A 13,899-nucleotide genomic window follows, 5' to 3' on the forward strand; every position below is an offset into this window, starting at 1 on the left:
GAGACGTTGATCGTCTCAAAGGGGCCCTTCAAGACATCGCGGCCGCCCTTGGTGGGGCCGAAGGGCGAAGGTGTCAGACGGAGACTCAGCCTGCCTTGATGATCTCGTAGAGGCTGGTCCACGAGCTACGTCCGTGCCCGGCGGCGATCGCCCGGTCGTAGTGCGACTTGATCGCCTCCGGCAGGACGACGTCGATCCCGGCGTCCCGGCTGGACCGCACGATGTGGTCGGCGCTCGCGCCCATCATCACCACGTCGGCCTCGTCGCCAGGGTATTCGGCCTTTTCGAGCGCTTCCACCGCGGAATCCAGGTAGAAGCCCATCATCGCGAAGTTCTCTTTGGCGTACGGGAGGAACTTCGCGAGGGGCACGTTTGCCGAGCGGACCAGCGCGCTCGCGTGCAGGAACACCGAAAGCGCGTTCAGGAAGATGTCCAGCTGTGCCTGGTAGAACAGCTGCGCCAGCCGGACGTCCTCGCCGAGGTGGTCCGGCCGCCCGATCAGGGCCAGCACCTCGCGGTACTTCTCGAAAACCTCGGTGGGACCGCTGTAGAAGACGTATGCCTCGTTCTTGCCCACCAGTTGGGCCGGCACCATCACACCGCCCGCGATGAACTGCCCGCCGCGGGCCTTGACCCAGTCGGCGGCTTCGCGGGTCTTCTCCGGGGTGTCCGAGCTGAGGTTGACGACCACCTTGCCCGCCAGCGTTTCCTCTGCCTTGCCAAGGATGTCGTACATGGCCGCGTAGTCGGTGAGGCTCAGCAGCACCAGGTCCGACGCCGACACCGCGTCCGCCACCGTCTCGGCCCGCACGGCACCCGCCGAGACGACGCCGTCCGCGCGGCTCGCGGTGCGGTTCCAGACTGTCACGCCGTGGCCGTTCTCCAGCAGTACGCGGACCATGGCCTGTCCCATCGGGCCGAGCCCGATCATGGTGATCATCATGTTTTCCTTGCTGTGTAGTGGTTTTACTTCTTGAGCAGTTCGATGACGCCGATCAGGTCCTCGGCGCCGTGCCCGGCCGCGACCCGCTTGTCCATCAGTGACTGGAGCGGCGTGAGCAGTTCGGCGCTGACGCCCTGTTCCTCGGCGGCCTTCGCCAGGTTCGGGTAGGCCCCGGCCTGCATCGCGAGGTTCGACACGACATCGGTCACGTAGTCGCCGCTGTCGATCTGCTCGGCCGCGCGCTCCGTGAAGCCGCTCATCGCGTCCATCCAGCCGCGAAGCAGTGGAGCGAACTCCTTCGCTTTGACTCCGGCGGAGCCGACCAGGGCGAAGGCCTGGATGACGCCGATGAAGTTCCCGTACATCCCGCTGAGCAGCGCGATGTCGTACAGCGGCGCCAGTCCGGGATCGGCGCCGAGGTAGTTGACGCCGCCGAAGGTGTCGAGTGCGGTGCGTGCCCGGCCCAGGACGGTGCCCGAGCCGCTGTAGAAGATGAACGCGGCAGGCGAGCCGATCATCGGCGGGACGGCCATGATCCCGCCGTCCAGGTACTCCGCGCCCAGTTCCTCGGCCCACGCGCTCATCTCGCGTGCCTGGCCGGGGGTGCCGTTGGTCAGGTTGATCAGCTGCCGCCCCTTGAGCCCGGCCGCGACCGGGTCCAGGACCTCGTGCACCGAGTCGTAGTCGAGCAGGCAGGCGATCACGATCTTGTTCGCCGCGAGAGCCTCGGACACGGTCGAAGCGACCGAAGCCCCCTTCGCGGCCACCACCTCGGCGCGGCCCGCCGTCCGGTTCCACCCGGTGACCGGATGTCCCGCGGCCAGCAACGCCTCCACGAGCGCGGTTCCCATCGCGCCCAGCCCCAGTACCGTCACCGGGGTCTTTCCCTGTTCGGTCATGGGACCACCGTGACGCCGCCCGCGCACGGATCGCTGCGGTTCCGCGCACGGATCGCCGCACGAACTTGTCGGTGGTCCGCGCTAATGTCGGTTTCGTGCGTTTCGGAGTGCTGGGGCCACTCGCCGTGTGGACGACCGCCGGCGAGCCCGTCGTCGTGCCCGAGGCCAAGGTCCGGCTGCTGCTCGCCGGGCTCCTGAACCGGGAGGGCAGGGCGGCGTCGGTGTCGTCGCTGACCGACGACCTGTGGGGCGAGCATCCGCCGGGCAACCCGGCCAACACTCTCCAGACCAAGGTCTCCCAGCTGCGCCGCACCCTCGAACGCGCCGAACCGGGCACCCGCGAACTCGTGACGCACCAGCCCGCCGGTTACGTCCTCGCCGTCGAACCCGGCGATCTGGACGTCCACCGGTTCCGGACGCTCACCGCACGCGCACGGGACACGGTGGATCCGCGCGCCCGCGCGGCCCTGCTGGCGGACGCGCTGGCGTTGTGGCGTGGCCCGGCCTACGCCGGGTTCGAGGACGAACCGTTCGCCGTGGCCGCGGCCCAGCGGTTGGAGGAGGAACGGCTGCTCGCCGAGGAGGAGCGAGCGGAAGCGCGGCTGGCGCTCGGCGAATACGGCGCCCTCACCGGCGAACTCGCCGATCTGGTCTCGCGGTCTCCACTCCGGGAGCGGCTCCGTGGCCTTCTGATGCGTGCCCTGTACGCCGCAGGCAGGCACAGCGAGGCGCTCGAAACCTATGCCGAATTGCGGTCACGGCTGCGGGACGAGTCCGGTCTCGAACCCGGCTCCGAACTGGCCGCCCTGCACCAGGCGATCCTCACGCGCAGCCCGGACCTCGAGCCGGTCCGCGCCGCCGGGCCGGTGCGCGGGAACCTGCCGGAGGCGTTGACCGAACTGGTCGGCCGGACCATCGCGGTCAAGGAGGTCGGCGCGCTGGTCACCGACACGCGGCTGGTCACGCTCACCGGTCCCGGCGGGGTCGGCAAGACCCGGCTCGCCATCGAAGCCGCGTCGAGGCTCGCGATGGCCGACGGCACCTGGCTGGTCGAGCTGGCAGGCCTGGACAACGTCGCCTGCCCGACCTGTCCGCCGGAAGAGCTGGTCGCCGTCGTGCTCACGGCGGCACTGGATCTCCGCGAGGAGCCCACTTCGGCGAAATCGGTGACCCACTCACTGGCCGATGCCTTGCGCGACAAGGAGATCCTGCTCGTCCTTGACAACTGCGAGCACCTCGTCGAACCGGTCGCGGCGCTGGTGGAGCGGCTGCTGGCGGCCGTGCCCCGCCTGCGCGTGCTCGCCACCAGCCAGGAACCGCTCGGGCTGCCTGGGGAGAACGTCTGGGCGGTGCCGCCACTCGATCTGCCCGAGCAGGCCGATTTCGCCGCCGTGCGGGAAGCGAGCGCGGTCCGGTTGTTCACCGCCCGTGCCGCGGCCGCCGCGCCGGGGTTCGTGCTCGACGCGGAGAACGCGGCCGTGGTCGCCCGGATCTGCCGCACGCTCGACGGGATCCCGCTCGCCCTCGAACTCGCCGCCACCCGGGTACGGACGCTCGGGGTGCACGAACTCCTCGCTCGCCTTGACGACCGGTTCGGCCTGCTCTCCTCGGGCAGGCGGGGCGGGCCGCGCCGTCAGCTGACCCTGCGCGCGATGATCGACTGGAGCTGGAGCCTGCTGAGTGAGCCGGAGCAGATCGTGCTGCGCCGTCTCGCCGTCCACGCCGAGGGCTGCGGTCTCGACGCCGCCGAAGCGATCTGCGCGGGCGGCGAGATCGCGGCCGCCGATGTCCTGGACCTGCTCTCCCGGCTCGTCGACAGGTCCTTGGTGGTCAGCAGGCCCGCGAAGACCGGCGAGCCGCGGTTCCGGCTGCTGGAGTCGGTGTCGGCCTACGCCTTGGAGCACGCGAAGCAGGCGGGCGAGCTCGACGATCTGCACTTGAAGCACGCCCGTTTCCACGTCGAACTGGCCGAACGCGGTGATACGGGCCTGCGTGGCAAGGAACAGCGGCGCTGGCTGGACCGCCTCGACGCCGAGGGTGCCAACACCCGTCGTGCGCTGGAAACCCTGCTGCGGCAAGGCGAAACGCGGCTCGCGCTGCGGCTGGTGAACGCGACGGTGTGGTTCTGGTTCCTGCGCGGACGGCTCACCGAGGCCCGGCGCTCGCTGAATCTCGTGCTCGAGACGGATATCGAGACCGGTGACGAGCGCGCGCAGGCCCTGGGCTGGTGCACCGGTATCGCCGTTCTCGACGGCACCTGCACCGAGGGCGCGGCGGAGGGAACGGTCTGGGACATCGTCGATCCGGTGATCCGGGCCCGGATGCTGTGGTTCCTCGGGTACGCGTGGTCCACGATCGGGGACCTGTGCCGTGGGGAGAAGCTCACCCTCGGCGCACTCGAAACGGCCCGCGACGCCGGTGACGACTGGAGTGCCGCGGCCGCGCTGAGCGACCGGGCGAGCCACCTCATCTCGGGCGGCGATCTCACCGGCGGTGGCCGGGTCGCGGCCCAGAGCGCCGCCATCTTCGACGGCCTCGGCGAACGCTGGGGCTGGCTGCAGGCGTCGTTCGTGATCGGCATGCTGGCCTCGATCGCCGGGGACTACGACCACGCCGCCCGTGTCCACCGGGAAAGCCTGCGCCGCGCGGAAGAACTGGAATTGTGGCCGGAGGTCTCCTACAAACTGTCATGGCTCGGCAGGACGGCGCTGCTCACCGGCGATTTCGAGGGCGGCAGGGAGTTCCATGAGCGGGCAAGGGCACTGGCCGTCGAGCACAGTTTCAAACCCGGCGAGGTCTACGCCGAAACCGGGCTTGCCCTCGGCGCGCGGCGCCAGGGCCGGTTCGACGAGGCCGAGGTACACCTGCTGTCCATTCTGGACTGGCACCGCCGGGTGGCGTCCGAAATGGGCAGCACACTGGCCCTCGCCGAGCTCGGGTTCATCGCCGAGCAGCGCGGCGACGTGGTCAAGGCGAAGAAGCTCCAGTCGGACGGTCTCGCGATCGCCCGCCGCGGCGGGGATCCTCGCGCGATCGCACTCGGTTTGGAGGGGCTCGCCGGAGCGGAGGCCGCCGACGGCGCGTATCGCCTGGCCGCGCGGTTGCTGGGTGCCGCGGCGGCTTCCCGGGAGTCGGCGGGTGCTCCCCTGCCGAAGGCCGAACGCGGGGACGTCGACCGGATCACCGGCGTCATCCTCACGGCGCTCGGAGAAAACGTATTCTCCGAGGAGGTGACGGCCGGAGCGGCCACCCCGATCGACCAGTTGGTCACGGAGAGTCAATAGCCACGTACACCCGCCACCGCAATGGACCATGGCTTTACTTCACGTCGGCAACAAAGGGTGATTTCGAGCTACCTAACCGGTAGCGTGCATATCCATGCGGGTGAGGTGGGGGGCTCCCGGCGGGCCCAGAGTGACGATGCCGTGGCGAGCGGCTCCGAAAGCGGCACTGACGAGTCCTCTGACTTTGATCATCGCGGCGGTGACCGCGTTGCTCGCCTGTTTCCTCGGTACCGCAGCGGTCCTGCAGGCCTCCGCCGCGGGCGGCGCGGCCGTCACGTACCAGACCGGGATCGCGTGCCCGGACAGTTACGGCCCGGTCTTCAGCAAGGGCAACGTCCCCGTCTCCGACGCACCCGAGGTGATCTCCGCGGTCCAGCGGCACGCCCCGGCCCACGGGTTCTCCCCGCCGGTGACCTCCCGGTACACGCCGGTCATCCAAGGTACCGAATTCAATGGCGACCCGCACTACAAGGTCACCCTCGGTCATCGGGATCAAGCCGGGTTGAACAACCTCGATCTGGCCGCCGGGACACGTGACGCGGGCCTGTTGCTCGGCACCGTCGTGGCGAGCGCGGAAAAGATCGGCGTCGGCGCCACGCCGAAGGTCAAGGGCGCCGCGCTTCCCCCGGTGACCGGGCTGTATCGCGACCTGCCCGACCCGGCGCCGCGCTGGTGGTGCTCGCAGCAGCGCAACGCCGTCGTCGACCGGCTCGCCAACGACCCGCTCGACTCGGTCATGTTCGCCACCGACGGCAAGACCTTCGACGACGCGGTCCGCACGCTGGGCCTGCCCGCGTTCAGGACCCTGTACCTGTCGTTCTACGAGCAGCCGCCCAAGACGGTCAGCGAAGCCGAAGACCTGCTGGACCGGTCGAAGGCACTGATCGCGGACGTGCGGGCGGATCTCGGTACCCGCGGTCTCGGGGACGCGATCGTCGGGTCGCTGCCGTTCGAGCGCTCGGTCATGATCAGCAACCAGGCCGAATCGAACGTCTTCGTCTCGATCCTTCCGCTCGCCGCGATCAGTGTCCTGGTGGGCTGTGCCGGGATCGGGACGGTCGCGCTGCAGTGGAACCAGCGGCGCCACGCGCAGCTGCGGCTGTTGTCGTCCCGGGGCACCGGTCCAGTGGGGCTCGGGCTGCTCGCGGTCGCCGAACTCGGGCTGCCGATAGTCGTGGGAGGAGTGGCCGGCGCGGTGCTCGCCCGGCTGCTTCTCGGCGTCTACGGACCACCAGGTGAACCGGACGGCGGCGCGCAGCTGACCGGTTCGCTCGTCGCGGCCGTCATCCTGCTCGCCTCGCTCGCCCTGCTGGCCGGGGTGATCGCCATCCGCACGCACCGGGAGTTCGAACTGGGCCGGGTCCGCGCGGGACGGCGTAAAGGGCTGAAACTCCTGACGATCTTCCCCTGGGAGCTGATCACCGCCGGTGTCGCGCTGCTCGGCTGGAACCAGCTCGTCGACTACGGCAAGGCCTCCAGGGTCGGCAATCCGCTCCCCCAGGTCGATCCACTCGCACTCACCTACCCGGTGTTCGTCGTGCTCACCGTCGGCCTGCTCGCCGCACGGCTGGCCTGGCTGGCGCTGCACGCCTCGCATCGCGCGCGGCTGTGGTCGCGGCCGGCACTGCAGCTGGCGATCCGGCGGCTCGCCAGCGCCCGCGCACCGGTCACCGGCGTACTCGTGATCGGCACGCTCGCCATCGGGACGCTCGCGACCGGGATCGGCATCGCACGCGGGCAGGAAGAGGCGTTGCACACCAAGTCGGCGATCTTCGTCGGCGCCGAAACCCGCGTGGACACCGAAAGTGTCATCGGCACCGGCAAACTGCCGTTGCCGCCCCAGATCAGCGGTACCACCACGGTCGTCGGTGAGCTGACCGGAACGGGCAGTGTCGTGCTGGTCGTGGATCCGCAGACCTTCCGGCAGGGCGCCGCGCTCGGCACGCTCCCCGGTGCCGACGTCGACCGGATGCTGGGCGAGTTGTCCAGTCCTGGCACGGGTGTCCCGGCGATCCGGATCGGGAACGACGCCGCCCAGAAACCCGCGCTGCCCGCGGGCCTCGGCGAGGCGCGGACGATCGGCGAACTGCCGATGTTCCCCATCATCGGCACCAAGGCCGGGTACGTGATCTCGCGGCAGTCGCTCAGCGCCGCGCAGCTGACCGCCGTGCCCAAGTGGAGCCTCCTCTCGGCGTCGCCGGTGGCGCAGCTGACCGAGGCGCTCACCGCCGCCGGGATTACGCAGCCCAACCGCATCACGCGGGAGTCGGCACTCGACGCGCTCCCGTTCTACGTCGTGTCCTGGACGTTCTCGTTCATGGCCCTGCTCGGCGCGGTACTCGGAGTGGTGGCGGTGCTTTCGCTGCTGGTCGCGGTCGAAGTCCGGCGACGGCAGAACGCGCTGGCCGGGGCGCTTGTCCTGCGGATGGGTATGCGGCCACGGGCGCTGCTGGCGAGTCATCTGATGGAGCTGGGCGCGCTCAGCGGGCTCGCCGTGGTCATCGGGGTCGCCTGCGGTGTCTCGGTCGCCGGTCTTTCGGTGCCGCGATTCGATCCCGCGACCTTCCTCGCGCCGCGTTCGGCGTTGCCCAACCCGACCCCGTTCGCCCTGACCGTGCTGGCCGTCGGTGTGCTCGTCGTGGCGCTGGCCGGTTGGATCGCGATGCGCTCGGTGCGCACCGCCCGGACCGCGGAGCTGATCCGTGCCTGAGAAACCGATCTTCCGGCTGACCGGCATCGGCGTCGACTACCAGACCCCGGCCGGCACCGTCACCGGCGTCGACGACGTCACCATCGACATTCCCGCCACGGGGATCACCGTGCTGGCCGGGCCGTCCGGCTCCGGCAAGTCCACGCTGCTGCGGACACTCGGCCTGTTCGAGCAGCCCGCGCGAGGCACGATCTCCTTCCAGGGAACCGAAACCGGCAAGCTGCGGCACCGCGACCGGCGGGCACTGCGCCGCGATCACCTCGGTCTGGTGTTCCAGAACCCGACCGACAACCTGCTCGCGTACCTGAGCGTCGCCGACAATCTCCGCGCGGCGGCCGAATCGGCGGGGACGGAATGCCTGCCGGACGACATCCTCGACCAATTGGGGCTCGGCGGGACCGGCGGCTGGCGGATCTCCGCGCTCTCGGGCGGGCAGCAGCAACGACTGGCCTTCGGCTGCACCCTGGCCCGCCGCTCGACCGTCGTCCTCGCCGACGAACCGACGTCGCAGCTGGACGAGGGATCGGCCGACCTGGTCCTCGACACGCTGAAATACTTGGCGGATCAGGATTTCGCCGTCATCGTCGCCTCACACGACGACCGGCTCATCGAGCTCGGCAGCCGGATCGCGCGGATGCACAAGGGCACACTGGAGAACGTGGAAGAACAGGAGATCGTGCCGTGATGGCGGAACCCGCCCTCGAGGCCGTCGGGCTGCGCCGCCGGTTCCCCCACCCCAGCGGAGACGTCGAAGTCCTGCGTGGACTCGAACTCCAGGTGGCCGCGGGCGAACTCGTCACCGTCTCGGGCCGGTCCGGTTCGGGCAAGAGCGCGCTGTTGGCCCTGCTGTGCGGTTTCGACTCGCCCGATTCCGGCAGCGTCCTGCTCGACGGCGTCCCGATAGCGGGCGCGCCGCCTTGGCACACCTGCGCCGTCCTGCCCCAGGCGCTCGGCCTGGCGAACGAACTGACGATCGCGGAGAACGTCGCGCTGCCGTTGCGGCTGCGGTCCGACATCCCCAAGCCGAGCGCGAAGAACATCCACGCGCGGGTAGCGGAACTGTTGGAAGAGCTCGGGATCGGCGATCTCGGCGACCGCTATCCGCTGGAGGTCTCGTTCGGGCAGCAGCAACGGGTCGCGCTCGCCAGGGCGGTCAGCGGGCGGCCGCGGGTGCTGCTCACCGACGAGCCGACAGCGCATCTGGACGCCGGGAGCACCCCGCGGGTGCTGCGGCTGCTGCGGCGATGTGCCCAGGAGGGCGCCGCGGTCATCGTGGCGACGCACGACGACGAGGTGCACCGGATCGCGGACCGGCGGGTGCGCCTGCTGGACGGGGTCCTTTCCTAGCTTCGGGTCTCGTCCCTGCCCTGCCCTGCCCTGCCCTGCCCTGCCCGGCCCGGCGTGGCCCGGCGTGGCCCGGATGTCATGAGGGGTCCCCATAGGACACTTTTCGTCCTATGGGGACCCCTCATGACGTTGTTGGACGTCTCTGGCCACGAAGGTCCGTGAAGGGTGGCCACAGGGACGAATCGGTCACGGACCGCGAATAGGTAGGGGTACCTACTGAAACCCCCGTTGTTTCCGTGCCGCGTCGCGCGGATGCTCGGCCCCGGGTGCACTTTCCGCCCGAATTCCCGAGGAGCCACCATGAAGAAGCAGTTGAGGACCGTCTTGGCCGCGACCTTCGCCATCCTCGCCGTCGTCCTCGCCGCACCGGCGGTATCCGTCTCGGCGACGGTCGCGGCGCGGCCGGACTGTATCCGGCCCTGCCACTTCTGATCTTCGTCACCTAGAGCAGCACTGGGGGTCGCGCCCCTCGCGGCCCCCGGCGCCCACCTTCGTGGAGGGGGGATCCGGGAACCCCGACGTTCCGGATCCCCCGTCCACCCCACTATTTGAGGGGTAAGTCAAAGGTGGCGTGGTGGATAGTCGGTGCCCCGCTCGGGTGTTGCGATCTCCGCGTCCATGAAGGATCTGGGACGTTGAGTGTCCCAAATCCTTCACAGACAAGCCCCGTACCACGGAGGAAAGCGCGATCACGGCTCGAAGGCGTTGCCCGTCGCGATCTTCGGGCGGCCCAGTTCCACCGGCTCGCCGGTCCGGGCCCGCCGGTAGACGGCGACGGTCGCCTCGGCGATCCGTCCCCAGTCGAAGTCCGCGGCCAGCCGAGACTGCGCGGTCAGCGCCCGCCGCGCGGCGGCGACCTCGTCGTCCAGTACCGCTTCGACGGCGTCCCCGAGCGCGTCGACGTCGCCGGGGCTGAACGCCAGGCCCGTTTCACCGTCGACGACGACCTCGCCGAGCCCGCCCGCGGTGGACGCCACGAGCGGCGCCTTCGCGGCGGCGGCTTCCAGTGCGACGATCCCGAACGGTTCGTACCGGCTTGGCAGGACGACGGCGTCGGCCGCGGCCAGTACGGCGCGCAGTTCACGGTCGGACAGGTGCCCGACGAAGTCCACCGCCCGGCGTACGCGCAGCTTGCGCGCCTGCTCGACCAGTTCCTCCAGATGCCGTCCTTTTCCGGCGACGACCAGCCGGGTGCCGGGTTTCGCGCGGCGGATCCGGGGGAGCGCGGCGAGCAGGTCCTGCACGCCCTTCTCCCATTCCAGCCGTCCGAAGTACAGCAGCAGCGGCGCACCGGACGGGCTGTAGACCTCGCGAGTGTGCGCGACCTCTTCGGCGGGCACCTGCCAGGTGCGTTCCTCGATGCCGTTGTGGATGACGGTGACGGTGTCGCCGTCGACCTCGAACAAATGCGCCACCTCGCGGCGCATGGCCTGCGAACAGGTGATCAGCGCGTCCGAGCGGTTCGCGAGCCACCATTCGACCGAGTGAACCTGCTGGTTCAGTGGATGCGAGAGCCAGCCGGAATGCCGTCCGGCCTCGGTGGCGTGGATGGTGCCGACCAGCGGCACCCGCGCGGCCTCGGCGATCGCGATCGCGGGGTGCGTGACCAGCCAATCGTGCGCGTGGACGACCTCCGGCTGCCAGCCGCGCAGCAGGTCGGTCGCGGCGCGGACCATGGCGTGCCCCATGGCCAGCGTCCACGCGACGAGGTCGCGTTCGAAGGTCACGTGCATCGGGTCCTCGGCGACCCGGATGATCCGCACGCCCTCGACCACCCGATCGGTCCGCGGATGGGTCTCGGCGTCGGTACCCGCCGCGTGGCGGCACAGGACGACGACGTCGTGTCCTTGCCCGGCGAGGTGCCTGGCCAGGGCGTGGACGTGCCGTGCGAGTCCGCCGACGACCACTGGTGGGTACTCCCACGACAACATCAGCACGCGCATGGGTGGAGGTTACTCGTCAGTCGGTCTTCCCCGGACGGGGTGATCACCCCGGCGGGTCAACCCGGCTGAGCCTCGACCAGGCCGTGTTGATCACGGTGACCACCGGCGAACCGGCGAACAGCAGGCCGGCGGCGTTCTCGTTCAGATCCGCCACGAGGCTGCCCGAGTCGCCATCGGCCGACATGTCGGTGGTCAGCAGCTGCTGCGCGAACCTGGCCACCCGGCCGCCGCCGTAGTTGACGTCCACGGTGGCGTTGATGTTCGTGATCCGCCCGGTCGTCCAGTTGGTGGTCCGGCCGGTCTTCTGCACGATGGTGCCGACGCCGGGCGCGACATTGGTGCTCTTGAGGTCGCCGACCCAGAAGATCCGCCGGTCGAGGTCGTGAAACTGGCCTTCGGCTTCGCGGAGCATTTCGTGCGGCATTTTGGTGTCGACCAGAACGGTGATCGCCTTTTCTTCGGTGTCGACCCCGTTCGACCACTTCGTGCCGAGCGCGACGCTCACGACGTTCTGCCGGTCGAGCAGTGACGCCTGTACGCTCGCGAGGGAATCGGGTACACCGGTTCACCTGCGGATGTCAGGATTTCCCTTGTCCCGCAAGGTTTTGTGATCGACCAACCGGCCATCGCGCGAAATGGCGAGGCGTTTCGAGGACTTTGGTCCCTTCCGGTGCGGAAAAAGAAACGGGCGGTTTCCCGGATTGCTCCGGAAAACCGCCCGCGCCGAAAAAATCAAGCGCCGACAGTGGCCTCGATCGCCTTGGTGATCTCGCCGTCCTCTGGCTCGGTGCGCGGGCGGAATCGTCCCACCACTTCACCGGACGGGGCGACGAGGAATTTCTCGAAGTTCCACTGCACGTCGCCGGCGGCGCCTTCCGCGTCGGCGGCCTTGATCAGTTCGGTGTAGAGCGGGTGGCGGCTTTCCCCGTTGACGTCCAGCTTCTCGAACAGCGGGAACGAAACACCGTACGTCGTCGAGCAGAAGGTCTGGATCTCCTCGGCGGTGCCCGGCTCCTGACCCGCGAACTGGTTGCACGGGAACCCGACGACGGAGAAACCCTTGTCCGCGTAGCGTTCCTGCAGCTTCTCCAGCCCGGTGTACTGCGGCGTCAGGCCGCATTTCGACGCCACGTTCACCACCAGCAGCGTCTTGCCTTCGAGCGCGCCGAGCGTGGTGTCCTCGCCCGCGAGCGTCTTCAGTGGAATGTCGTGGATCCCCATGATTCCCCTTTCGTCATTTCCTCAGCAGGTCACGTGCGTCGACATGGCCGAACGGGCCGTCGTCGCGGCGGAACGCGGCCGCGGTCTCCCGTGCCCGCTCGTGCGCGCCTTCCCGGAGCAACCCGGCGAGCTTGTCGAACCGCTCGGTGTGCACCCTCGCCCGCCGCCGTGCGTAGTCGGCGGCGGAATCCTTGGTGACCATGAACGCCCAGTCGCTCGAAAGCGCCAGCATCGCCTCGGAGACGGCCTGGTCGCGGACGGCGTCGCGAGTCGTCGTGTCCATTCCGGTGACGAGGTCGAGCATCCGGTGCTGCAACGCGGTGTTGTCCCGCACCATGTCGGCGACCTGCTCGCCGTCCCAGACCCGCCAGTCCTTGCCCGAACCCCACGACGACGCCGGGAGATCGACCCGCCCGCCGAGATGCCCGGCTTCGAGCGCGCCCTTGAGCGTGGTGACGCGGACGCCGGCTTCGGGCAGCGCGCGCAGGACGCCTTCGAGCCAGGCCGGTCCCTCGTGCCACCAGTGCCCGAACAGTTCCGTGTCGTACGCGGCGACGACCAGCGACTCGCGGCCGTGCTCGGCCTTGAGTGAACGCAGCCGAGCGACGATGGTGTCGACGAAGTCCTGGACGTGGCCGCCGAGCGTGCCCGCCGCCAACGCCGGGTCGTACGGCGCCTTGTCCGGCGGTTCGATGGTCTTGCCGGTCACCCGGGACGGCTTGAGGCCGACCTCGTGCGCCCAAGTGTGGAAGTCGCGGTAGGCGGCGTGGCCGGGGTAGCCCGCCTTCGGCGACCAAACCCGGTACGTGACTTCGAGATCGCGGCCGAAGCAGACGACGTCGGAATCGCCGACCGTCCGCGCGGCCGACGTGTCACCGTGCAGTGACGGGCCGTCGACCAGGAAGCGCTGGACGCCCGCGGCCGCGTAACCCGCTTCCATGCCGGGGTTGTAGCCGCATTCCGGTGCCCAAATGCCTTCGGGTCGCCGCCCGATCCTCAGCGCGGTGTCGGCGAGACCGCCACGCAGCATGAAGTCGCGGACCGCCGGGTCGAGCAGCGGCTGGAACGGATGCGCCAGCGGGCCGCCGAGCAGTTCGATCGTGCCGTTGTCCACAAAGGACCGCAGGATCGGCGAGAAGCCGTGCCGCCAGCGGGTTTCGAGTTCCTCCGACGCCTTGACTGCGGTCCGGTACTCACGCGCGGCGAGATCGCGCAGCAGCGGGTCGCCGCGCCAGAGCGTCGAGGCGTGCCAGGAACGCAACTGCCAGTGGCCGAGCCAGTCGTGGAAGGCGTCGATGCAGTAAGGGTCGTCGAGTTGCGCGGCGAGGATCGGCGTCATGCCGAGCGTGAGGACGTCCTCGCGACCTTCGTCGGCGAAGCGGCGCAGGAGGTCGACCATCGGCAGGTACGAATGCGCCCACGCCTGGTACAGCCACTCTTCGCCGACCGGCCAGGACCCGTGATGCGGCAGCCACGGCAGGTGGCTGTGCACGACGAGGCAAAACGTGCCCTCGTACTCGCTCATGCCTGCTCCTCGTAGTGGGTCGCTTCG

General features: G+C 69.6%; 11 protein-coding genes. 5 read left to right on the plus strand and 6 right to left on the minus strand.

Annotated elements, in window-relative coordinates:
• Positions 1–85 precede the first annotated feature (85 nt).
• Both AB0M65_RS14485 and AB0M65_RS14490 read right to left on the minus strand, forming a co-directional pair.
• Positions 86–940 carry an NAD(P)-binding domain-containing protein gene (locus AB0M65_RS14485; protein ID WP_364026945.1) on the minus strand — a complete coding sequence of 285 codons (855 nt, stop codon included), beginning with the start codon at positions 938–940 and terminating at the stop codon, positions 86–88.
• A gap of 26 nt (positions 941–966) precedes the next feature.
• Entirely contained in the window at positions 967–1,842 is an 876-nt protein-coding gene (locus tag AB0M65_RS14490) for an NAD(P)-binding domain-containing protein (protein WP_364026794.1), read from the minus strand.
• Positions 1,843–1,937: 95 nt separating this feature from the next.
• Between AB0M65_RS14490 and AB0M65_RS14495 the strand changes: the two genes are divergently transcribed.
• The 5 genes from AB0M65_RS14495 to AB0M65_RS14515 all read left to right on the plus strand — a co-directional run bounded on the left by AB0M65_RS14495 (position 1,938) and on the right by AB0M65_RS14515 (position 9,615).
• Entirely contained in the window at positions 1,938–5,126 is a 3,189-nt protein-coding gene (locus AB0M65_RS14495; protein WP_364026797.1) for a BTAD domain-containing putative transcriptional regulator, read from the plus strand.
• 136 nt (positions 5,127–5,262) lie between these two features.
• A complete protein-coding gene (locus AB0M65_RS14500; RefSeq protein ID WP_364026948.1) occupies positions 5,263–7,836 on the plus strand; it encodes an FtsX-like permease family protein in 2,574 nt (857 codons plus the stop codon).
• The gene (locus AB0M65_RS14505; protein WP_364026800.1) at positions 7,829–8,521 is read left to right on the plus strand and encodes an ATP-binding cassette domain-containing protein; all 693 of its coding nucleotides are present in this window, start codon (positions 7,829–7,831) and stop codon (positions 8,519–8,521) included. The genes AB0M65_RS14500 and AB0M65_RS14505 overlap by 8 nt, the downstream gene beginning before the upstream one ends.
• Positions 8,521–9,183, plus strand: a complete 663-nt coding sequence (locus tag AB0M65_RS14510) for an ATP-binding cassette domain-containing protein (protein ID WP_364026803.1) — start codon at positions 8,521–8,523, stop codon at positions 9,181–9,183. Before AB0M65_RS14505 ends, AB0M65_RS14510 begins: the two co-directional genes overlap by 1 nt.
• 300 nt (positions 9,184–9,483) lie before the next feature.
• The gene (locus tag AB0M65_RS14515; protein WP_364026806.1) at positions 9,484–9,615 is read left to right on the plus strand and encodes a hypothetical protein; all 132 of its coding nucleotides are present in this window, start codon (positions 9,484–9,486) and stop codon (positions 9,613–9,615) included.
• Between the two features lie 257 nt (positions 9,616–9,872).
• On the opposite strand, the gene AB0M65_RS14520 is transcribed toward AB0M65_RS14515, so the two are convergent.
• The 4 genes from AB0M65_RS14520 to AB0M65_RS14535 all read right to left on the minus strand — a co-directional run bounded on the left by AB0M65_RS14520 (position 9,873) and on the right by AB0M65_RS14535 (position 13,872).
• Positions 9,873–11,126, minus strand: a complete 1,254-nt coding sequence (locus AB0M65_RS14520) for a glycosyltransferase family 4 protein (protein ID WP_364026809.1) — start codon at positions 11,124–11,126, stop codon at positions 9,873–9,875.
• A gap of 43 nt (positions 11,127–11,169) precedes the next feature.
• Positions 11,170–11,631 carry a hypothetical protein gene (locus AB0M65_RS14525; RefSeq protein ID WP_364026812.1) on the minus strand — a complete coding sequence of 154 codons (462 nt, stop codon included), beginning with the start codon at positions 11,629–11,631 and terminating at the stop codon, positions 11,170–11,172.
• 227 nt (positions 11,632–11,858) lie between these two features.
• On the minus strand, positions 11,859–12,347 hold the full coding sequence (locus AB0M65_RS14530; protein WP_364026815.1) for a glutathione peroxidase: 489 nt from the start codon (positions 12,345–12,347) through the stop codon (positions 11,859–11,861).
• A 13-nt stretch (positions 12,348–12,360) separates the two neighbouring features.
• The gene (locus AB0M65_RS14535) at positions 12,361–13,872 is read right to left on the minus strand and encodes a glycoside hydrolase family 57 protein (protein ID WP_364026818.1); all 1,512 of its coding nucleotides are present in this window, start codon (positions 13,870–13,872) and stop codon (positions 12,361–12,363) included.
• Positions 13,873–13,899: the final 27 nt, after the last annotated feature.

The sequence above is a fragment of the Amycolatopsis sp. NPDC051071 genome (assembly GCF_040682875.1).
Taxonomy (GTDB): Bacteria; Actinomycetota; Actinomycetes; order Mycobacteriales; family Pseudonocardiaceae; genus Amycolatopsis.

Coding starts and splice junctions, on each gene's coding strand:
- AB0M65_RS14485 (WP_364026945.1), bottom strand. CDS start 940: ATGATCACCATGATCGGGCTCGGCCCGATGGGACAGGCCATGGTCCGC.
- AB0M65_RS14490 (WP_364026794.1), bottom strand. CDS start 1,842: ATGACCGAACAGGGAAAGACCCCGGTGACGGTACTGGGGCTGGGCGCG.
- AB0M65_RS14500 (WP_364026948.1), top strand. CDS start 5,263: ATGCCGTGGCGAGCGGCTCCGAAAGCGGCACTGACGAGTCCTCTGACT.
- AB0M65_RS14510 (WP_364026803.1), top strand. CDS start 8,521: ATGGCGGAACCCGCCCTCGAGGCCGTCGGGCTGCGCCGCCGGTTCCCC.
- AB0M65_RS14515 (WP_364026806.1), top strand. CDS start 9,484: ATGAAGAAGCAGTTGAGGACCGTCTTGGCCGCGACCTTCGCCATCCTC.
- AB0M65_RS14520 (WP_364026809.1), bottom strand. CDS start 11,126: ATGCGCGTGCTGATGTTGTCGTGGGAGTACCCACCAGTGGTCGTCGGC.
- AB0M65_RS14530 (WP_364026815.1), bottom strand. CDS start 12,347: ATGGGGATCCACGACATTCCACTGAAGACGCTCGCGGGCGAGGACACC.
- AB0M65_RS14535 (WP_364026818.1), bottom strand. CDS start 13,872: ATGAGCGAGTACGAGGGCACGTTTTGCCTCGTCGTGCACAGCCACCTG.